At 56.2% G+C, this 20,538-nt stretch carries 17 protein-coding genes; 5 read left to right on the forward strand and 12 right to left on the reverse strand.

All coding sequences use genetic code 11. From position 1 onward, the window contains the following. Nucleotides 1–9 precede the first annotated feature (9 nt). The 6 genes from ACFIO0_RS03605 to ACFIO0_RS03630 form a co-directional block, all read right to left on the reverse strand. Nucleotides 10–1,731 carry a peroxidase gene (locus ACFIO0_RS03605; protein WP_390913670.1) on the reverse strand — a complete coding sequence of 574 codons (1,722 nt, stop codon included), beginning with the start codon at nucleotides 1,729–1,731 and terminating at the stop codon, nucleotides 10–12. Further along, nucleotides 1,728–2,768, reverse strand: a complete 1,041-nt coding sequence (locus ACFIO0_RS03610; RefSeq protein WP_390913672.1) for a hypothetical protein — start codon at nucleotides 2,766–2,768, stop codon at nucleotides 1,728–1,730. The genes ACFIO0_RS03605 and ACFIO0_RS03610 overlap by 4 nt, the downstream gene beginning before the upstream one ends. Nucleotides 2,769–2,779: 11 nt before the next feature. Beyond that, nucleotides 2,780–3,460: a hypothetical protein gene (locus ACFIO0_RS03615; protein WP_390913674.1), complete on the reverse strand. Its 681-nt coding sequence runs from the start codon at nucleotides 3,458–3,460 to the stop codon at nucleotides 2,780–2,782. Nucleotides 3,461–3,612: 152 nt separating this feature from the next. After that, a complete protein-coding gene (locus ACFIO0_RS03620; protein WP_390913675.1) occupies nucleotides 3,613–4,881 on the reverse strand; it encodes a tetratricopeptide repeat protein in 1,269 nt (422 codons plus the stop codon). Between the two features lie 41 nt (nucleotides 4,882–4,922). Then, nucleotides 4,923–8,363, reverse strand: a complete 3,441-nt coding sequence (locus tag ACFIO0_RS03625; RefSeq protein WP_390913676.1) for a pyruvate carboxylase — start codon at nucleotides 8,361–8,363, stop codon at nucleotides 4,923–4,925. A gap of 172 nt (nucleotides 8,364–8,535) precedes the next feature. Continuing rightward, nucleotides 8,536–9,678 (reverse strand): alpha-hydroxy-acid oxidizing protein, encoded by a 1,143-nt coding sequence (locus ACFIO0_RS03630; RefSeq protein WP_390913677.1) that lies wholly within the window; start codon nucleotides 9,676–9,678, stop codon nucleotides 8,536–8,538. Nucleotides 9,679–9,811: 133 nt separating this feature from the next. On the opposite strand from ACFIO0_RS03630, the gene ACFIO0_RS03635 reads away from it, so the two are divergent. Continuing rightward, nucleotides 9,812–10,297 (forward strand): hypothetical protein, encoded by a 486-nt coding sequence (locus ACFIO0_RS03635; protein ID WP_390913678.1) that lies wholly within the window; start codon nucleotides 9,812–9,814, stop codon nucleotides 10,295–10,297. An 87-nt stretch (nucleotides 10,298–10,384) separates the two neighbouring features. Then, a complete protein-coding gene (locus ACFIO0_RS03640; RefSeq protein ID WP_390913679.1) occupies nucleotides 10,385–12,784 on the forward strand; it encodes a UvrD-helicase domain-containing protein in 2,400 nt (799 codons plus the stop codon). Nucleotides 12,785–12,788: 4 nt separating this feature from the next. On the opposite strand, the gene ACFIO0_RS03645 is transcribed toward ACFIO0_RS03640, so the two are convergent. The 5 genes from ACFIO0_RS03645 to ACFIO0_RS03665 are packed head-to-tail and all read right to left on the reverse strand — an operon-like array spanning nucleotide 12,789 to nucleotide 16,399. Then, entirely contained in the window at nucleotides 12,789–13,448 is a 660-nt protein-coding gene (locus ACFIO0_RS03645; RefSeq protein WP_390913680.1) for a DUF1045 domain-containing protein, read from the reverse strand. Next, the gene (otnC, locus tag ACFIO0_RS03650) at nucleotides 13,445–14,092 is read right to left on the reverse strand and encodes a 3-oxo-tetronate 4-phosphate decarboxylase (protein WP_390913682.1); all 648 of its coding nucleotides are present in this window, start codon (nucleotides 14,090–14,092) and stop codon (nucleotides 13,445–13,447) included. Before otnC ends, ACFIO0_RS03645 begins: the two co-directional genes overlap by 4 nt. Then, the gene (otnK, locus tag ACFIO0_RS03655) at nucleotides 14,089–15,312 is read right to left on the reverse strand and encodes a 3-oxo-tetronate kinase (RefSeq protein WP_390913684.1); all 1,224 of its coding nucleotides are present in this window, start codon (nucleotides 15,310–15,312) and stop codon (nucleotides 14,089–14,091) included. The genes otnC and otnK overlap by 4 nt, the downstream gene beginning before the upstream one ends. Then, nucleotides 15,309–16,115, reverse strand: a complete 807-nt coding sequence (locus ACFIO0_RS03660) for an MBL fold metallo-hydrolase (protein ID WP_390913686.1) — start codon at nucleotides 16,113–16,115, stop codon at nucleotides 15,309–15,311. The genes otnK and ACFIO0_RS03660 overlap by 4 nt, the downstream gene beginning before the upstream one ends. Next, the gene (locus ACFIO0_RS03665) at nucleotides 16,112–16,399 is read right to left on the reverse strand and encodes an antibiotic biosynthesis monooxygenase (protein ID WP_390913688.1); all 288 of its coding nucleotides are present in this window, start codon (nucleotides 16,397–16,399) and stop codon (nucleotides 16,112–16,114) included. Before ACFIO0_RS03665 ends, ACFIO0_RS03660 begins: the two co-directional genes overlap by 4 nt. Nucleotides 16,400–16,665: 266 nt before the next feature. On the opposite strand from ACFIO0_RS03665, the gene ACFIO0_RS03670 reads away from it, so the two are divergent. Genes ACFIO0_RS03670 through ACFIO0_RS03680 form a run of 3 tightly spaced genes read left to right on the forward strand, consistent with a single transcriptional unit; the run spans nucleotide 16,666 to nucleotide 19,442 of the window. Beyond that, nucleotides 16,666–17,757 (forward strand): isocitrate/isopropylmalate family dehydrogenase, encoded by a 1,092-nt coding sequence (locus ACFIO0_RS03670; protein WP_390913689.1) that lies wholly within the window; start codon nucleotides 16,666–16,668, stop codon nucleotides 17,755–17,757. Next, on the forward strand, nucleotides 17,754–18,767 hold the full coding sequence (locus ACFIO0_RS03675; protein WP_390913691.1) for a Gfo/Idh/MocA family oxidoreductase: 1,014 nt from the start codon (nucleotides 17,754–17,756) through the stop codon (nucleotides 18,765–18,767). The genes ACFIO0_RS03670 and ACFIO0_RS03675 overlap by 4 nt, the downstream gene beginning before the upstream one ends. Nucleotides 18,768–18,782: 15 nt before the next feature. Continuing rightward, on the forward strand, nucleotides 18,783–19,442 hold the full coding sequence (locus ACFIO0_RS03680; protein ID WP_390913693.1) for an FCD domain-containing protein: 660 nt from the start codon (nucleotides 18,783–18,785) through the stop codon (nucleotides 19,440–19,442). Here the strand turns inward: ACFIO0_RS03680 and ACFIO0_RS03685 are convergent. Beyond that, a complete protein-coding gene (locus ACFIO0_RS03685) occupies nucleotides 19,439–20,434 on the reverse strand; it encodes an AraC family transcriptional regulator ligand-binding domain-containing protein (RefSeq protein WP_390913695.1) in 996 nt (331 codons plus the stop codon). The genes ACFIO0_RS03680 and ACFIO0_RS03685 overlap by 4 nt on opposite strands. Between the last annotated feature and the right edge of the window lie 104 nt (nucleotides 20,435–20,538).

Consider the following 20,538-nt stretch of genomic DNA (forward strand, 5'->3'; position numbering starts at 1 on the left):
TTCAATGGGTTAAGTGGGATCAACGATGCCCATCGCGATCATCCGCAAGGACGTCATGGAAGGGATAAAAAAGTAATCCCCACCGCGACATTCCACAAAGGTTTTGAGCTTGTTCATCACGTAGGGCGGTTTGCCCGTGGCCGGATCAGAGGCGATGGTGTGGCGCTTGTGATGCTCGTGATTGCCCAACATCGGGCAGGTGTTATTGCCTTCATGAAAATCCAAACCGTATTGGATCCATTGCTGCTGCACGAATTCGAATTGACGGAACAACGAGGTGCCCATCAGCATCATTGCCACGCCCTGTTCGGTGTTGTCGTCCTTGCTGTCAAAGTTTGACGGACCGTAGGGCAGTCCACGACGCAACACGCGACGGCGGCGGTTTAGGGCTGTGGTTGCGTCCTTATTTTCGGGCTGCACACCGGTTTCAGGATCAACGCCAACCGCGTTCACAGGGTCCAGATAGTCACGTGTGTTGACGCGGCGCATGTGCGCGCCGACAGGGCATTTCAGGCCCGCCATGTCATCCGCATAACGGAAATCTGACGCCTCCGGGGATCGGATGTAGTCGATCTGCGCTTTGGCCGCGCGCCCTGCTTCTGCGACTGGATGTTCCGCATCGGGATCAACATCGAACCCCATCTTTTTGCCAAACGCGCGCCATTCTGCGTAGGTCGAAACCTTGGACAACGGCACACCATCGGACCAGCGACCGCACATCTTTGCCATCAAGGTTTCGCGCGCTTCGTCCAGTGGTACGTCCATCTGGGTGGCATAAGATTCGGCTTCTTCTTCAACAACTTGCGAAAAGGATCCCACGTTTTCGTGCAGCTTGCGGTACGCCATGAATGTGCCGTTGTGGCTAAATTCGAACGGGCGGGCGCAGGGGGGTAATTCCTGGGATTCGTCGGGATGACCCATGATGAATTCACCGGTTTCGAGCGGTTCCCAGCCGTTGCCCATCAGCTTGCCGCGGCCAACGACTGCGGTCTTCATGCGGTCGTCCGGGTACTGGCCTTTGAACACCGGATCGCCGATGCCGTCGGTAAAGCCGAAGTGTTCCTTGGGCGTTGGCATTTTCACGCCGTGAACGTCCTCGAAAACGGCCGAGGCAGATTGGAATTCAGCCTTGCCATCGCGACTGTTGCCCTTGAGGATTTTGACGCCGCCATTAGACTCTTTGCACCACTGCCGCAGCAGGTTTGTCTGCTCTTCCAGCGCGTCTACGGGTTCGTCCGTGCCGGGTGTTTTCAACTGGGCATTCAGCGAAATCCACATGTGCACGTTGTTGGCGTCATTGCCGTCGCCCGCGCGGTTGCCTTGCCAAATGGGGTCCCAATGCTTGTCCCAGTTGCCGGCCTCTTCTGAGGTTTCGGTTTGGTCGCGATCACCCAGCATAAATGCGCGCGCTTTCATGCCTTCGATGAATTCAAACGGCATGCCTTGCATCGTGCGCGACGGGATTTCCAGTTTCAACATCCCGAAAAATGTGAACGCGATGTTCATCGTGCATTGTGGTTTTTCGGGGCCGACAACCCCGGCCTCAAGTTCTTGTTTTGAGGGCCAACGCGCTGATGTTGTCACCTGCCGACGCACTTTGTCGACGAACTTGCGACCTTCTTCACCGCTTGCGATGTTCAGGAAAAAATAGCGCGCAAAAGGGAATGAGAATCGACCATAAGCGCGGGTGACATTGCCTTGAATGTCTTCGAGGTTGAGGGGGCGTTTCATGTGCTCCGTCCAGTCTTTTTATTCAATTTATCCATGGCAGCCATTGAAATGACGCCGGGAATTTGTGTAGGTTCTGTGCGATCTGATGGCTTGTTTGCCGTCAGGAACGCCGCGAAATTTTTGTGAAGATCACCGGCAGAAGCGCCTTGGTTTTCCACTGCAAACGTTGAAAATTTTTGTTGAGAATAAAGCGATTTTAGCACCGATGGCAGATCGTCATAGGTGGCCGGGGTCAGCGGCTTTTCGCCGTTTCGGATAACGTATTTCACAGCCATAAACGCGAAAAGCACGGTTAATGCTGCGGCGATGATAAACGTCCAGAGCGTGTTCCACCCTAGCATCGGCACATCAATCCACCCCAAAATGCGCATCACCAACGCAATCACGGCCACAAGGGCAGGGATCAAGACCGCCAAGAGTAGTGGTTTGGTTGCAAGCAGGTGAAACTTGGGCAATTCCAAGTAGTAATCATGAAACGGCATGGTTGTTTCGACGTGGCATTTGTCCAGATACTCGGCAAAGTCATCCGCTGTATCAACGTCTTCAAAGCCGACGCAATTGGAATAGACGTCCTGAATTTCCAGCTCCATCGTGTTCCAAAGTTCGCGGGCATAGGCGGCGCGCACGTCTTTTTGTTCCGCTTTGCTGAGGTTGGTTGGCAGCGGTTCACCGTCGCGCGTGATCGCGTCGATGTCTGCGGCAAACACCAGATAGGCGCAGTTCAATTGGTCAACGTGTTGGGGCACAACCGTGTTCACACCCTTGACCGTAGCGACCAGCGCGTTTTGCCCGATGCGTCCGTTGTAAACCGCGTCATTCAGCACGAACATCCGCGCCAGGTGGTTGCGTTTGTTGCGCGAAAACGGGCTGTTGATGCCGGTATTCTGGGTCGCAGGGGATTGCATCGCTGTGGGCAATTTGGCCAAGGCGATCCGCACGTTTTGTTCAAACGAGGTGTGGTTTGCGTTGCTTTCCGATGAATCTTTGATCGGGGCGAAAGTGGTCAGAAAAATATGACCTGAGTCTAAATCAGCCATCTAAAATATCCTTAAGGTGCAGCGTTGCGCACGCTGTCAAATGTATCTTGTTGCTCGCGCACGTAGCGTTCGCGGTGCACATCTGCGCGCTCGGTATCGAGGCTGGCGACAGGGCCAAATCCGGGGTCGCCAAGGTCGCCTTGGATGTTCAAAAGCGCGGCATTGTAGGTCTTTTGAAACTCTTCGGCGGATTGCGTTGCGTGGGCTTTTTCCAACCCCAACAGGGCGTCATACACTTTGATGCAACTTTTGATGTCGCGCTGCGCAGATCCGGGCGTTGCGTTGTAATAGTAGTCGTTGCCGATCTGATTGTAGGTGATGTAATTCTTGAACGGCGTGATCGGGATCGACAGGGGATACTTGATCGAGGAATACCAAAACAGGTTCAAACCGTTGGGAATACCGTCCGAAAATGCATCGATGTACTGATCCCACGTGCCGTTAAAATTCGAGCAAAACAAAACGTAATCGTTCTTGAGGTTCGTTTGCTTGCCTTGTCCAAGATCGGGCCATTGATCCGGTTTGATAATGACCCAACGGGCAAAATGGATCAGCGACAGGCCCAGCAGGCCCATCAGATTGGATGGAACTCCGCGCGCGGCCATGAACACCAAGCGGTTGATCCAAGTGATTTTCGGGTTGCTTGGCGTCACGACGTTCATCGCATATGCCTTGCCAGCTACGTTTGACATGGTCTTCCAATCGACTTGTTTAAAAAAATATCTCAAAATAAGCTCGCCGAAACGAACTACCTATAAGTGTAATTACACAGATGCGGATGAGTCAATTGGTTTGCGCAGGGCAGGTGCCCCGTTTTGTGTCACGGCGTGAAAAACCGGCGCTGTTATTGCAGAACTGAACCCTCGTGCGTGCAGTTCGGGCGCCTGATCGCCAGCAATTGACGTGCAGTTGCCGTTTGCCCTTGGCGCAGCAACACGCTGGACATGGCAAATTCGACCAAGTCACGCTGCGCGCGTGATCCACCAATGCGGGCGTGGTCCTGAAGTGCGATTGTCAGATGCGCTTGGGCCTCGGCCCAGTTTTGCGCCGCAATCGCGCCAAAGGCCTGTGCCAGCACTTTGACGACATCACTTGCAGGTCCTTTGGCCCCGTCGATAATCCGTGACAGCGCGTCCGAATTGCCGGCCATTGCGTGGGCCAATGCTGCGTGTACATCCGCAAAAGCCAGCCCCGGTTTGGGAAAACACTGCGCGGCGTAATCGCTGACTGCATGCCAACGTTCCGGTGTAATCTGCACGCCACGCCGCTCGGCGCGGTACAGGATCGAGGCCATGTCGGTCATAACATTCAGGCTTGGGCTTTGCGTTTTTGCGGGCTGTAGATCGGCATCAATGACTGCCCACATTTGATCCGTGTCGCCCTGTTCCAACGCCCAAAGGGCCGAATGCCAAGACAAATGGCAATGCAGCAATCCGGTGCGATCATAGTTGTGCATCCAGTCGCTGAGATAGTCACGACCGGCGGCGGTTTCACCGTTTTCGTAAAACAGGTGCGACTTGATGTGGGCCGCATTTGCGTTGCGTGGGTTGCCGTTAAGCGAGGTTTCGATCATCGCGGCGGCGGGGCCAACCTGACCGGCCTCCATCTGCGAAAAGGCGTGCTGGCCGGTGAACCACCAATCGTCCCCGTACGCAGGGGCCAATTGGCTGGTAAAGGCCAGTAATTCCGCCTCGCGTCCCGGCTGTCCGCTGAACCCGATCAAGCTGAACACGCCTGTGCAGGTTTGCGCGATCAAGGCGTCGCGCGGGTAGTCCAGAACATGCGCGCGAATGGCGGCGTATCCGGCAGCGACTTTGCCTGTCAGCAACAGGGAAAACGCGTTCACATGCGCTTGTTCTTGCGTGGTTAGTCCGGTGACAGATTGGGCAGCGGTAACAGCTGGCGCAATGGCGTCGCGATTGCCCCAAACCTGATGGTGACGCGCCAGCGCGATGTGCGCGAGCGCGAAATTGGGGTCAGCAGCGATAGCCGCCTCAAACTGTTCAGCGGCCCCTTCGGTTGCGGCCAAGGTGCGATCAACCGCATCAACATAGGCATCACGGGCCACTTGCGACGACGTGCTAAGCGGGTTGCCATAACGATCTTGTAACATGTTTACCCTTTATCATTATCGCAACTGGAACCATCTGCGCGTTATTCGAGTTCGACCAATAAATCCTTTGCATCGATCTGGCCACCAGCAGCCACATGCACGGCTTTGACCGTGGCGTCGCGTTCGGCATGGATGCCTGTTTCCATCTTCATCGCTTCGATGGTCAAAAGCAAATCACCTTCTTTGACCTCGGCCCCGACAGTCGCTGCAACCGACGCGACAACCCCCGGCATTGGCGCGCCGATGTGGTTGGCATTGCCCAGTTCCGCCTTGGGGCGTTGCAGGGTCGTGGCCTTGACCAAACGGTTCGGCACACGAATGACACGCGGCTGACCGTTCAGTTCAAAGAACACTTTGACCTCGCCGTCCTCATTGGTTTCACCGACCGCTTGTAGGCGGATTTCCAAGGTCTTGCCGGGATCGATTTCAACTGCGATCTCGTCCCCTGGCTGCATCCCGTAAAAGAACGTGTGCGTCGGTAGGGTCCGAACCGGGCCGTAGGTGCGGTGGCGGCCCATGTAATCAAGGAAAACCTTGGGGTACATCAGGTAGCCGTTCAGGTCTTCGCCGTCGATGTCTTTGCCGTTCAGCTCAGCGCTGAGCTCTGCGCGTGCGGCGTCCAGATCAACAGGGGCAAGATGCGCGCCGGGGCGTGCCGTGCTTGGCGCTTCGCCTTTCAAAACTTTGGTTTGGATGCCCGCAGGGAAGCCGCCCGGAGGTTGACCCAAATTGCCGCGCATCATGTCGACCACGCTGTCAGGGAACGCCACATCGGTGTCTGCATCCTCGACGGCGGCACGGTCCAACCCTTGGGACACCATCATCAACGCCATGTCGCCAACAACTTTGGACGACGGTGTAACCTTGACGATGTCACCGAACATTTGGTTCACGTCGGCGTAAGTCTGGGCGACCTCGTGCCAGCGATCCTCGAGGCCAAGCGAGCGCGCCTGTGCCTTGAGATTGGTGAACTGACCGCCGGGCATTTCGTGCAGGTACACTTCGGACGCAGGGGCCGCGAGGCCGGATTCAAACGCCACGTATTGCGCGCGCACGCCTTCCCAGTAATCGGAAATGTCGCGGATCGCCGAAATGTTCAGGCCAGTGTCACGGTCGGTGTTGCGCAAGGCTTCGACGATGGATCCAAAGCAGGGCTGCGAGGTGCCGCCAGAAAACGCATCCATTGCTGCATCAACCGCATCGACGCCGGCCTCGGCTGCGGCCAAAATGGTCGCGCCGGCGATGCCGGACGTGTCATGCGTGTGAAAATGGATCGGCAGGCCGACTTCGGTTTTCAACGTGCGCACCAATTGGCGGGCAGCAGCTGGTTTCAGCAAGCCCGCCATGTCTTTGAGGCCCAGCACATGCGCGCCTGCGGCCTTTAGATTGTGGCCCATTTGGACGTAGTATTTCAGGTCATACTTGGCGCGGTTCGGATCCAGAATATCACCGGTGTAGCAGATCGTACCTTCGCAGACCTTGCCCGCCTCGACCACTGCATCCATCGCGACGCGCATGTTTTCCACCCAGTTCAGGCTGTCAAAGACGCGGAAGACGTCAACGCCGGATGCCGCTGCTTGGGCCACAAACGCTTGGACAACGTTGTCGGGATAGTTGGTGTAGCCGACGCCATTGGAGGCGCGCAGCAGCATTTGCGTCATCACGTTTGGCATCGCTTCGCGCAAGTCACGCAGGCGTTGCCACGGGCATTCTTGCAAGAACCGGTAGGCGACATCGAACGTCGCACCGCCCCAACATTCGACCGAAAACAGCTGCCCCAGATTGGCGGCGTAGGCAGGGGCGACCTTGATCATGTCAATGGACCGCATGCGCGTGGCAAGCAACGATTGGTGCCCGTCGCGCATTGTGGTGTCGGTCAGCAGCAGGCCCTTTTGTGCCTTCATCCAATCGGCGACGGCTTGCGGGCCTTTTTGTTCTAACAAATTGCGCGTGCCCATTTGTGGCTCTGCCAACAAGGCCGGCGGCTTGGGCGCTTTCATGCCATCAGCGGGCATGGGGCGGTCTTTGGTTTCGGGATGACCGTTCACCGTGATGTCCGCGATGTAGGTCAAAACCTTGGTGCCGCGGTCACGGCGTTTGACGAATTTGAACAGCTCGGGCGTGTTGTCGATAAACGTGGTGGTGTAGGTATTGTCCAGAAATGTCGGGTGTTTCAGCAGGTTTTCCACAAACGCGATGTTGGTCGATACGCCGCGAATACGGAATTCACGCAGGGCGCGGTCCATGCGGGCGATGGCCAGTTCGGGGGTCTGCGCCTTGGCCGTGACCTTGACCAACAAGCTGTCGTAATAACGCGTGATCACACCACCTGAATAGGCCGTGCCACCGTCCAGGCGGATGCCAAAACCGGTTGCCTCGCGAAAGGCCGTGATGCGGCCATAGTCGGGGATGAAATTGTTCTGCGGATCTTCGGTGGTGATGCGCGTCTGCAAGGCATGGCCGGTCAATTGCACTTCGGATTGCGATGCTTTGCCTGTGGCCTCGGCAATGGTTTTGCCCTCGGCGATCAGGATTTGCGCCTGCACGATATCGATGCCGGTTACTTCTTCGGTCACGGTGTGCTCGACTTGGACGCGCGGATTTACTTCGATGAAGTAGAATTTGCCGTCGTCCATATCCATCAGGAATTCGACGGTGCCGGCACATTCATAATTCACGTGCTTGCAGATTTTATAGCCCAGCTGGCAGATTTCTTCGCGCTGCTCATCGGTCAGATAGGGGGCAGGGGCGCGTTCGACGACTTTTTGGTTGCGACGTTGCACAGAACAATCACGTTCAAACAGGTGGTACATGCCGCCGTGACTGTCGCCGAGAATTTGCACCTCGACGTGGCGGGCGCGCATGATCATTTTCTCGAGGTACCCCTCGTCATTGCCAAAGGCTGCTTCGGCCTCGCGCCGGCCCTCAAGCACCTTTTCCTCGACTTCGTCCTCAGAAAAAATCGGGCGCATGCCACGACCGCCGCCGCCCCATGACGCCTTAAGCATCAAGGGATAGCCGACCTCGGCTGCCTCGGATTTGATCGCTGTCATATCGTCGCCAAGGACTTCGGTGGCTGGAATGACTGGTACACCGGCCTCCATTGCGACACGGCGGGCTGATGCTTTGTCACCAAGAGCGCGCATTGTTGCGGCTTTGGGCCCGATGAACGTAATTCCGTTTTGCTCGCAGGCGTCAACGAAATCAGGGTTCTCGGACAACAGTCCGTAACCGGGGTGGATTGCGTCTGCGCCACATTCGCGCGCGACGCGGATAATTTCGTCGATGCTGAGGTAGGCGGCGACCGGCCCCATGCCCTCGCCGATGCGATACGCTTCGTCCGCCTTAAAGCGGTGCAGGCCCAGCTTGTCTTCTTCGGCAAACACGGCGACGGTTTTCTTACCCATCTCGTTTGCGGCGCGCATGATGCGAATTGCGATCTCGCCTCGGTTGGCGATAAGGATCTTGTTGAACTCGGTCATGGTGGCTCCCGTTTGCAGTTGCAGCATTGTTAGGGTGATTCACATCCTGCGTAAACGCGTAGAATTGGGTAGAATGACCTTAAAACGGCATTAAATCGACCTGAAACGCCGAATGGGTGCCCTAAGGGCACTTTCGGAACGGATGTATACCATCGTGAACGAAATCAGGAGTTTATCTGCGCAATTCGAACGGTTTGGGCAGTTTAGCGAGGGTTTCGGCACCCAGCTGGCCCATGTTGGCCTCAAGGTCTTTGGCCAATACACTGGCCAGATGATCAGGGCCCTTTTCGCCCAAGGCCCCCAAGGCATAGTGCCACGCACGACCCAACATCACAAAGTTTGCACCCGATGCGAGCGCGCGCAGAATATCGAGCCCGCTTTCGACGCCACTGTCTAAAATCAGCGGGAGCGCGGTCGCTTTGCGGATCGCTGGCAGCGCGTCAATGGTGGCAGGGGCCCCGTCAAATTGACGGCCCGCGTGGTTGGACACCCAGATGGCATCAACGCCAATTTGCTCAAGCTTTTTGGCATCGGTCGGACGGGTGACGCCCTTAACGATGAACGGACCATCCCACGCGTCACGCAGCCATTTGATATAGCTCCAGTCCGGTGAGGTGCGCAGCAAATAGCCAACGTGCGCAGTTGTAGACCGGCCCTTGGCGCTGGCGTCGGTGTATTTATCCAGCATCCGCATGTGAGGCATGCCGGTGCGCATGATACCTGCGGCCCATGCGGGCTTTGTCGCAACCTGCGCCAGCAAACGCGGCGTCAGTTTTGGTGGATTGGTCAGACCGGAACGGGTCTGGCGTTCGCGCCGTGATGCGACAGGCACATCGACCGTCAGCACCAGCGTTTTAAAGCCGGCGGCACGGGCCCGATCCAACATATCCTGGCGAATTTCTTCGTCACGCGGCGGGTACATCTGGAACCAGCCGTGTTCACCCAAATGCGGTGCGATGTCCTCGGGCATGGCGGTGGCGACGGTGGACAGGCTGTAGGGGATGTTCAATCGTTTGCCCGCTTGCGCCAACATCCGTTCCGCGCCCGGCCAGATCAGGCCCGACATGCCGATGGGCGAAATCCCGAACGGCAAAGGCATTTTCTGCCCCAAAAAGGTGGTCGACAAATCCGGCGTGAATTCGCCGTGCAGCACGGATGGCATCAGCCCAATGGCGTCAAATCGATCGCGATTTCGGGCTTTGGTGCGTTCTTCGCCTGTGGCGCTGTCGAGATATTCCCAAACAAAATGCGGGATACGGCGGCGCGCACCTTCGCGCAAATCGGAGAGGGCGGGGTATCTGTCATCTAAGCTCATTTCGCCTTGTGACCGACCAGCCCCCTAAATGTCCAGCCGCATCACCTAATCAGCAATAACTTAAATCATTTTTTAATAGCATTTGATCAAAATGAGAATCATCGGACACGCATTCATTCCAGGAGCTGAACACATGCAGGCACTAATAATCGACAAAGAGGCCGCACGCCTAGATCACAGCCTAATCTCATTGATGGAGGCGGGTGTTTATGTGACAGGAACCGCAAGTGTCCATGTCGCAGAAATCTGCATTTCACGCATGTCGGTTGATCTGTTGGTCATCGAAAAAACCGCGATCGGGGATGCGTTCGGCGATCTGTTGGGTATGGCAGAAGAACGCAATCCGCATCTTGTGACGATCCTGCGAACGCCTGATGTTGGCACGGATCATGATGAACTGCTGCCGCATTTTCCGTCATTGCATTGTGTGCTGGGTGAGGACGTTTCCAACACCTTTGCTGTACAATTGGGCCTTGCGTCCTTGCGTGCGCGAAAGTGTTATTCGCCTGCGTCGACGGATGCCAAAATCATGGTGCCAAACGCTACAGCTATCGTGCCACAATCACCGCTGGTGACGCGTGTGATCGCACCATTGCACGATTTCGCCGAAGCCTCCTGATCCCTGTCTGCATGGGTTCAAATTTGATGTCGGGAACATAGCAAGAACAGCTTTCGCTTTACGCAGGGCCGCGCTATGGTGCGGCCCATGAGCAGTTATGACGAAATGGACGCCTTTGAAGGCGCATCCCTATCTTCGCGCGCGATGGCCGCGCGTCCGCAACCCTATCTCGAGGGATTGAATCCCGAGCAACGTGCCGCGGTTTTGCATGTCGATGGCCCGGTTTTGATGTTGGCGGGCGCTGGTACGGGCAAAACCCGCGCGTTGACCGCCCGCATCATCCATTTGCTGAACACAGGGCATGCGCGCCCGAACGAAGTGTTGGCCGTGACCTTTACCAACAAAGCCGCGCGCGAAATGAAGAATCGCGTCGGCATCGAAGGCATGCCGTGGTTGGGTACCTTTCACGCGATCTGTGTGAAGTTGCTGCGCCGTCATGCGGAATTGGTCGGGTTGAAAAGCAACTTTACCATTCTGGACACCGACGATCAGGTGCGACTGCTGAAACAACTTGTCCGCGCCGCCGAGATTGACGACAAACGCTGGCCCGCGCGCCAGTTGGCGAACATTATCGATGGCTGGAAAAACCGTGCTTTGACGCCGGACAAAGTGCCGGCCGCGGATTCTGGGGCATACAATCACAAAGGTATTGAGCTGTATGCGCAGTATCAAACCCGCCTAAAAGAATTAAACGCGACAGATTTTGGCGATCTTTTGTTGCACATGGTGACGATTTTCCAGAACCATCCGGACGTGTTGCAGCAGTACCAGCGCTGGTTCAAATTCATCCTTGTTGACGAATACCAAGATACCAACGTCGCCCAATATCTTTGGCTGCGATTGCTGGCGGCTGGGCACAAAAACATCTGCTGTGTCGGTGACGATGACCAGTCGATCTACGGTTGGCGTGGGGCCGAAGTGGGCAACATCCTGAAGTTCGAAACCGATTTCCCTGGCTGTCATGTCGTCCGATTGGAACAGAATTACCGCTCCACCCCGCATATTTTGGGCGCGGCATCTGGGGTGATCAAAGGCAATACGGGGCGCCTTGGCAAAGAGCTGTGGACCGAAGAAACGACAGGTGAAAAAGTTCGTCTGATCGGTCACTGGGACGGCGAAGAAGAAGCACGCTGGATTGGCGACGAGATTGAATCGTCTCAAAGTGGTACACGAGGAATGGCCCCCAAGTCATTGGATGAAATGGCGATTTTGGTGCGTGCCTCGCATCAGATGCGCGCGTTCGAGGACCGGTTTTTGACCATCGGGTTGCCGTACCGCGTTATCGGCGGCCCCCGGTTTTACGAGCGGATGGAGATCCGCGATGCCATGGCCTATTTTCGCGTTGTGATCAGCCCCGACAACGATTTGTCGTTTGAGCGGATCATGAATACGCCCAAACGCGGGCTGGGCGATAAGGCACAACAGACGATCCAAATGACCGCGCGCAGCAACGGTGTGACCTTGGTCGAAGGTGCGCGTTTGGCCGTCGAGCAAGGCTTGATCAAAGGCAAAGGTGCCAAGGAGCTGAGCAAGCTCGTGGACGGTCTTGCGCGGTGGTCAAAAATGACGCGTGGACCCGTCGTTGCGCGGACTATCGGCGACGATGACGTCATTGATGACGGTGCGCCCGAGCGGGTTGAGTACGGCGAGCCCGAACTGAACCACTTTGAATTGGCGCAAATAATTCTGGATGAAAGCGGCTATACGGCGCATTGGCAAAACGACAAAAACCCAGATTCCCCTGGGCGATTGGAGAACCTCAAAGAGCTGGTCAAAGCGCTGGAACAGTTCGAAAATCTGCAAGGGTTTCTTGAGCACGTCAGCCTGATTATGGACAACGAAAGCGACGATGGCGGCGCGAAAGTGTCGATCATGACGTTGCACGCAGCCAAAGGTTTGGAATTCCCGCAGGTGTTTTTACCTGGGTGGGAAGACGGGCTTTTCCCGTCGCAACGATCTATGGACGAAAGCGGAATCAAAGGCTTAGAAGAAGAACGTCGATTGGCTTATGTTGGCATCACGCGGGCAGAAGAGGTGTGCACGATCAGCTTTGCCGCCAACCGCCGCGTCTTTGGTCAATGGCAATCCTCCTTGCCATCCCGCTTTATTGACGAACTGCCAGAAGACCATGTGGACGTGCTAACGCCGCCCGGTTTGTACGGCGGCGGCTACGGTGCCGCGGCCCCGAAATCGTCGCTGCACGAGGCGGCAGGAGAGGCAAATGTCTACAATTCCCCGGGCTGGAAGCGTCTGCAATCGCGCGCCCAAGAACGCCCCGTCAGCCAACCCAAGGAGAACCGAAATACGGTGATTGATCTGCAAGCGGTCAGCAGTTTTACGATGGGCGAACGGGTGTTTCATCAGAAATTTGGCTACGGTGTTGTCACTGGAATTGAAGGCGATAAGCTGGAAATTGCGTTCGAAAAAGCTGGAACCAAGAACGTCGTATCGCGTTTTATTTCTGGGTGCGATGACATCCCGTTTTAGCCCGTTATCCTAAGGGACAGCGCAAGATTTCCTGAAACATGCCGTCTTCGCGCTCGCCGCTTAGGGTCAATGATTTGATTGAAAACGGGGCGGGCAAGCAGGGTGCGAAATGATCGTTTGCTTGCGTTATAACGGTGTCGAGTTGATCGCGTTTTAATGGGCCTGTGAGGGTCATGTGAAATCGAAAGTCTTTGAAAACATAAGGATATCCCCATTTTAACAGATTTGCATCTTGATCCGCAGTCAGGCGGGCTTGGCGGCGACGGACGAGGTCTTGGTCCGTTGGCGGTGCGCGAAAACTGTCCAAATCTGAAACTGCGCGCCCTGCGAGATTAGCAAGTTCCGAAACATCACCGGTGGGTACAAGTGCGATAAAGCCGCCGATCTGTGCAAGCGTCAGCCCTTGCAGCATGACCGGTCGGACATCAGCACAAAAGCGTTTGAATGCGTGTTTTAACCCGTCTGGTGTTTGGCCATCAATCAACCGAAATGGTGGTTTGATTGTGCCGTGAAATCCGTACTTTCGTGGCCGTTTTGTGATACTGTCATCAGGGGTCCCAACCGCAGATCCCGTCGCGATATCCCAGCCTAACCACGTCGCGCCGGCCTGTGCCAACGGCCCCGGGTCAGGTGTCAAATAGACCGCATAGCGGGTAAAAATCATCCCCAATCCACATCAAACTGGGTGACCAGTTTTCCGACCTGATCTGGCGACAACATGCGCGGATCCATTCCTTTGGTAAGCAACGCCAGTTTCGCTGTTTCCTCAAGTTCTTCAATGGCATAGGCGGCGGCCCACACGTCTTTCCCAGCGACAACGGGGCCGTGATTGGCCAAAACGACGGCACTCCGCTTGCCAGTAAGCCCGCGCACCGCATCGCCCATACCTGCATCACCCGGCATGAAAAACGGCAGCAATTTCACGCGGCCTAGTTTCATAATTGCGTAGGGGGTCACTGGCGGCAGCATGTTGTCTGCGTCCGTGTCCGGCAACATCGACAGCGCCACCGAATGGGTCGAATGCAAATGCACAACGGCGCCGGTCTGACTGCGGGTGTCATAAAACGCGGTGTGCAGCGGGATTTCTTTGGTCGGTTGGTCGCCTGACAGCAGGGTCAGGTTTTCGTCCAGATGACTAATGCGTGCGGGGTCCAAAAAACCCATCGAACTGCCGGTCGGCGTCATCAAAATTGTGCCATCAGAAAGGCGCGCTGAGATGTTGCCTGACGACCCACCGGTCAGTCCGCGATCGAACATCGATTTGGCGATGCGGCAGATGTCTTCGCGCAGGCGGGCACCTTCGGTCATTGGGATTGTTCCATCTTGCCAAGGGCCTCTGCAAAGAAGTTCGTGTCGCCAAAGTTGCCGGATTTCAAAGCCAGCGCCATGTCGCCAAGCCGTACGACCGGAACGCCAGCCGCCAGTCGCGGCCCGATTTCGAGCACTTTTGCCCCAAGACCGGATACGACCGCGCCCGAGGTTTCGCCACCTGCAACGACCATGCGTTTGATGCCGCGCTGCGCGAGCACAGCCGCCAGTTCTGCGAACATGTTTTCAATGGCTTTCGCGGCGGCATCCTGACCAAATGTGGTTTGTGCTGCCCGAACGACATCTGGATCAGCAGAAGAATAGACCAAGGGCGAGGTCGATTGTTCCATCACCCAATCGGCAATTTTTGTAACGTCTGCTTCGCCAAGGATTACGGTTTGGGCGGTGACCTCATAGCTGGGGGCTAGGGTCTGAAAGGCTGCGACTTGTGCGCGGGTGGCGCGACTGCATGATCCCGATAGCACAACGCCGCGCTGCGACACGCCGACCCAAGCGGGTGCGCTGGGGGCGATGCCAAAGTTGTAGGGCAGGCCAAGGGCAATGCCTGATCCGCCGCACAGCAACGCGGTGCCATTTGCGGCGGCACCGATGTCGAACAAGTCTGAATCCTGAATGGCATCGACGATCAAATGTCCTTTGGTTGCTGTCATCGCGGATTTGATCGCTTCGCCACCTTTGGCGACGGTTTGCGCGGAAATATGCCCGACGTCGCGCGTACTTTGTGCCGCCAAAACACGACGCAAATCCGGGTCTGTCATTGGGGTTAGGGGGTGATCTTGCATCCCGCTTTGGCTCAGCAAAACGTCGTTCACGAACAGATGCCCTTGGTAAACCGAGCGCCCGTTTTCGGGGAACGCAGGGCACACCAACGTGGTCGCAACGCCCATGCGGTCGGCCAGCGCGTCAAGCACCTGACCGATGTTGCCTTTGGCCGTGCTGTCGAAGGTCGAGCAGACCTTAAAGATGATCTGGCTTGCCCCTTGCGCCAACAGCCAGTCGCAGGCCGCAAGCGACGCGGCGATTGCATCGGCCAAAGGCGCTGTGCGGCTTTTGAGCGCGATAACGCCAGCATCCAACGCGCTGTCAGCCGCAGCATCTGGCACGCCAATGAACTGGGACACCCGCATGCCGGCCTCGGCCAAGGTTAGGGCAATGTCGCTCGCGCCGGTGAAATCATCTGCGATGACGCCAATTTTCATGTGTCGAAATCCTTGATCGGCCCCAGATCGAGCCGGTGAATGTGAGGGGCAACACCTGCAGCAAAGCGGTCGCGCACCAGCGGATCGTGCCCGGGAATAATCAGGTTCGGCGCACTGGCCAGTGTCATCAACCGCTCGAACCCGTCCAGCATGTTTTGCAGATCGACCACGATGGGGAACGGTTTGCGCTGGTACAGGTTTTCGTAGAAATGCGCGGCATCCGAGGCCAGCACCATCCAACCGCTTTGGGTTTTGACGCGCACGGCCTGCAAGCCGCGCGAATGCCCGCCAATACAATGCACGGTGACGCCATCGGCAATTTGTGCGTCGCCGTCATAAAACCGGACTTTGCCAGAATACAGCCGCTTGATCGCCTCGCAAATATGGTCGGCAGTGTAGGGCATGCGCAGTGTGTCGTGGCACATGCAGGGGCCTGTGGCAAAGGCCATCTCGGCCTCTTGCAGGTGCAAAGTGGCGTTGGGAAACAAGTGCAACCCACCGGCGTGATCGTAGTGCAGGTGGGTTACGATCACTTGGGTGATGTCGTGTGGCGTGATGCCCAGCGGCGCAAGCGCTGCAACCGGATCAAGGCGGATAGGGCGGTCGCGCGTGCTGGCTTCGGCGGTGTCATAGCCGGTATCGACAAGGATGTTTTGATCACCACGGCGCAGCAGCCACATGAAATAATCCATGGCGTGTGGGGCATCGTGATTGTCATCAAAGATAAAGCTGTCCGCACGGGTGCGCGCATTGCGATCCGCATATTTGACCGCGTGAATTTCCCAATCATCCGAGGCGTTCACTGGCGCACGCCAGCAAATGTGCGCACATCACGCCCGATCACCATATTTTTGACGGCACCGTCAAATGCCAGAAAATGCGGTGTTTTCAGGTGCGCGGCAAAGGCGGCGGCGTCTTCATAAAGCTCGTACAAGAACACTTCGTTCGGGCGGTCAGGGTCAGTGCACGTGTCAAAATACGAGCACCCGGATTCGGTCAGCGACGCATCTGCATTGGCGTGCATAAGCGGCAAAAAAACGTCCCATTGCGCAGGATCAATGGTCAGGGTGACAACAACGGCAAACATCAGCGGTCTCTCATTTTTGGCGCAGTGCGCAGGGAAATTGGCAAGCGGCATTCAGGTTCTTTATGACGGCGCGGGAAGATTTTGCAAAGTTTTGCGCGCCTGCAGCATGGTTTTTCTTGCAACGATTTGGTGTCATGCTCAAACCACTCGGAAAGTTGTGGGGGGATCGGTTCGCCATTAATGTATTCGATAATGTATGCATTGACAACAATTAGGATATGACGCCATAAACAAGCAGCTTAAATTGGCGATTTACAGGGGCCCATATGAAACAGAATTTTGATATTGCCGTTTTCGAAGGTGATGGCATCGGGCCAGAAATTACAGCACCGACTGTCGATATTTTGATGGCCATGGCGCACGGTAACCCTGCATATTCCTTGTCGTTCAAAACGGCCGCTGCAGGGGCGGCGCATTATGCGCAAACCGGTGAATCCCTGCCTGATACGTCCATGGCAATTGCCCGCGCGTCTGACGCAATTTTGCTGTCTGCGATGGGGCTGCCGAATGTGCGGTACAAAGACGGCACCGAAATTTCGCCGCAAATCGATCTGCGCAAAGCGCTGGTGTTGTTTGCTGGCGTGCGTCCTGTGACAATCAAAGCAGGGCAGCCAACCCCGTTGAATTTGCCTGCGGGCAAGGACGTTGATTTTGTGTTGATCCGCGAAAGCACCGAAGGGTTATTTTACACTCAAGGGCGCGGTGAAGTGACCAAAGACGAAGCCCGCGAAACGCTGCTGATCACCCGAGACATTTCGGAAAAGCTGTTCAAGTTCGCCTTTGATCTGGCCAAAACCCGCAAGGATGCTGGCCGTGGCCCCGGCAAAGTCACCTGCGTGGACAAGGCCAACGTGTTCCGCGCATTTGCCTTTTTCCGCGAAATGTTCGATGCCGAAGCCGCCAAGCACCCCGACCTGATCGCCGATCACGCCTACGTCGATGCGACCGCTCTTTGGATGGTGCAAAAGCCGTGGGACTTTGACGTCATGGTCACCGAAAACATGTTTGGCGATATTTTGTCTGACCTTGGGGCGGGCTTGATGGGCGGGCTTGGGCTGGCCCCGTCTGCTGACATCGGGCTGCACAACGCGGTGTTTCAGCCGTGCCACGGATCGGCACCGGACATCGCAGGCCAAGGGGCGGCGAACCCCATGGCAATGATTTTATCTGCGGCGATGATGTTGGATTGGTTGGGCCTGCGCCACGACAATCCGGCGATGGTCGCAGACGGTGTTCGCCTGCGCGAAGCGGTTGAGCAGGTTGTCTCCGAAGGCACCGTGTTGACCCGTGATTTGGGCGGCATTGCCAGCACCTTTGATGCCGCAACTGCGGTCAAGCGGGCGCTATCGCTCGCATGATCAATGTGGCCTGCATAGGGGCGGGGTATTTCGCGCAATTCCACTACGACAGTTGGGCGCGCATGGACGATGTGACGCTGGTGGGCGCATGCGATCTGGACGTCGCGCGCGCCCAAGCCACGGGCCTGCCAGCCTTTGATGAGCTGCGCGCGATGCTGGACCAGGTGCAACCTGACATTCTGGACATCATTTTACCGCCACACGCCCACGCCGAGGCGATCAGAACGGCCCTCGCGGCGGGCATCAAAACGCTGATTTGCCAAAAACCGTTCTGTGCATCCCTAGCGCAAGCCCGCCAGATCACAGACGAGGCACAGGCCAACGGCGTGCGCATTATCGTGCACGAAAATTTCCGGTTCCAACCGTGGTATCGCTGTATCAAACAAGCACTGGACGATGATCTGCTCGGCGACGTGTTGCAGATGACATTCCGACTGCGCCCAGGGGACGGGCAGGGGCCAAATGCCTATCTGGATCGCCAGCCCTATTTCCAACAAATGCCAAAGTTTTTGATCCACGAAACGGCGGTGCATTGGGTTGATACGTTCCGGTTTTTGCTCGGGAACCCGGTTTCTGTCTACGCAGATCTGCGCCAAATCAACCCTGCGATTGCAGGCGAAGACGCAGGGTTTTTCATCTTTGAGCATGCGAACGGCGTGCGAGCATTTTTCGACGGCAATCGCCACCTTGATCACGCCGCAGACAATCACCGGCGCACCATGGGCGAAGCGCTGGTCGAGGGCACCAAAGGCACGCTGACTTTGGCCGGTGATGGGTCGGTTCACTTGCGTAAATTCGGCGGAATTTCTCAAACAGAATTGCTGGCACCGGACATATTTGATGGATTTGGCGGCGATTGTGTTCACGGGTTGCAAAGTCACGTGATTTCAGCCTTTTTGGGCCACAGACCTTTTGAGAACCTCGCGAATGACTATCTGAAGGTCATCGAGATAGAAGAAGCGATCTATGCCTCGGCGTTGCACGGAAAAAAGGTGACGCTGGAGGAGTAATTTAGGAGGGCATACATGCCTTTATCCAGCTCCCAGCGTGCAATTCACGAGTTGCGCCAACTGATCTTTTCCGGCGAATTGGCGGCCGGTTCTGACCATTTGGAAAGCGAGCTGGCGGATCGTTTGCAAATGTCGCGAACGCCGGTGCGCGAGGCGGCGTTGACGCTCGAAACCCAAGGGTTACTGACCCTGCGACCGCGCAAAGGTGTGCGTATTTTGCCTGTTTCAGCCGATGACATGCGCGAAATTTACGATGTTCTGACCGAACTCGAAGGGCTTGCCGCAGAACGTGCCGCTGAGGCGGGGTATAGCGACGCCGCGCTTGCGGATTTGGGTCAATCTATCGCTGATATGGACCGCGCGATTGACGATCAAGAACTGGATGCATGGGCGCAGGCCGATGAACGGTTTCACACTGAATTGGTGCGCTTGGGGCAAAATTCACGCCTGACCAGCATCGTCGCAATGATGAGCGATCAGGTGCGTCGTGCGCGCGCGATGACCTTGTTTATTCGTCCTCTGCCGACTAAATCAAACGACGATCACCGCGGCGTTTTTGATGCCATAAAACGCGGCGATGTGACCGAAGCGGGGCGCATTCACCGCGCCCACCGTGCGCAGGCCAAGCGGATCATCGTAGATCTGCTTGAAAAACATCGCCTGCATTTGCTTTAGCTCGCAATGCGCGCAGCTTTGGGCGTCATGCCTGTCCAGCTTTGAAAAGCGCGATAAAACGAATTCGGATCGCGGTAGGCCAATAGGAACGAAATTTCCTCGGTGTTTAGGTCGGTATGGCGTAAATAATGCAGGGCCAATGTCCGCCGAGTATCATCCAGAACGGCTTGATAAGATTGACTTTCTGACGATAGATGTCGCTGCAAACTGCGTGTCGACATGTGCATGCGACTGGCCGTTTCGGTGATGTTTGACAGGCCACTTGGCAGCATCTCGCTTAGGGTCTTTCGCACCCGCGCAGTCATCGTTTGTCCTGCACTCAACGCTTCTAGTTCACGGCGAAATTCGGGTTCCATCGTCGCCCATTGCGCGGGGTTCCGGGACAGCAAGGGGCGTGCGGCGTCTTCTTTGAGAATGCTGAGTTCGGGGGCATTGCCATACGTGATCTCAATGCCGAAATAGGCGACAAGCGCGTCGTGACATTCCAGTTTTTCAGACAAAACGATTTTTGACGGGCGCACAGGGTGCCCTGTGCAAATGCGCATGGCCTCGACAAAAAATACCATCTCGGTGGCGGCAAATTGATGCGGTAAATCGAGGCCGGTAACAGTGCTCGATTTCACCAAACGCAGATCATTGCCATCGGGTAAGATGTCCAAACGCAACGGGCCGACCAAAGGTTTGAACACCGACAAACGCTCTAGTCCGACCAAGACCGTCGGGCTGCATGTGAACGCGAAAAATGCCGGGTTGAAGGGGCCGCGCGCATAGGCCTGACCTAAAAACAGCGGTAAATCGGGGCGATTGGCAAGCTCGACTGCGGTGCTCCACCCGTCAAAATACTGCTCTGCACTGACGCCCCGGCCTTCGGTTTCAAGGTAGTCTGCGGGCAGATCCATTTCAGTCAAAACGTCGTCGAGCGAGATTTGCAACAGCGCGCAGAATTGCTCCATTGTGCGGGCGATTTTGTATTTTGGGGCGTAGTCCGTCATGATCAATCCGCTGATGGTTTTTGTCAAAATAGGCGTCTGCCTGACAAAAGGATACAGGGCGTTGTCAAAGATGGCGTGATTTGTTGGTCAATTGGCGCGAACCG

Origin of the sequence: Pseudosulfitobacter sp. SM2401 (genome assembly GCF_042932805.1) — a bacterium.
Taxonomy (GTDB): domain Bacteria; phylum Pseudomonadota; class Alphaproteobacteria; order Rhodobacterales; family Rhodobacteraceae; genus Ascidiaceihabitans.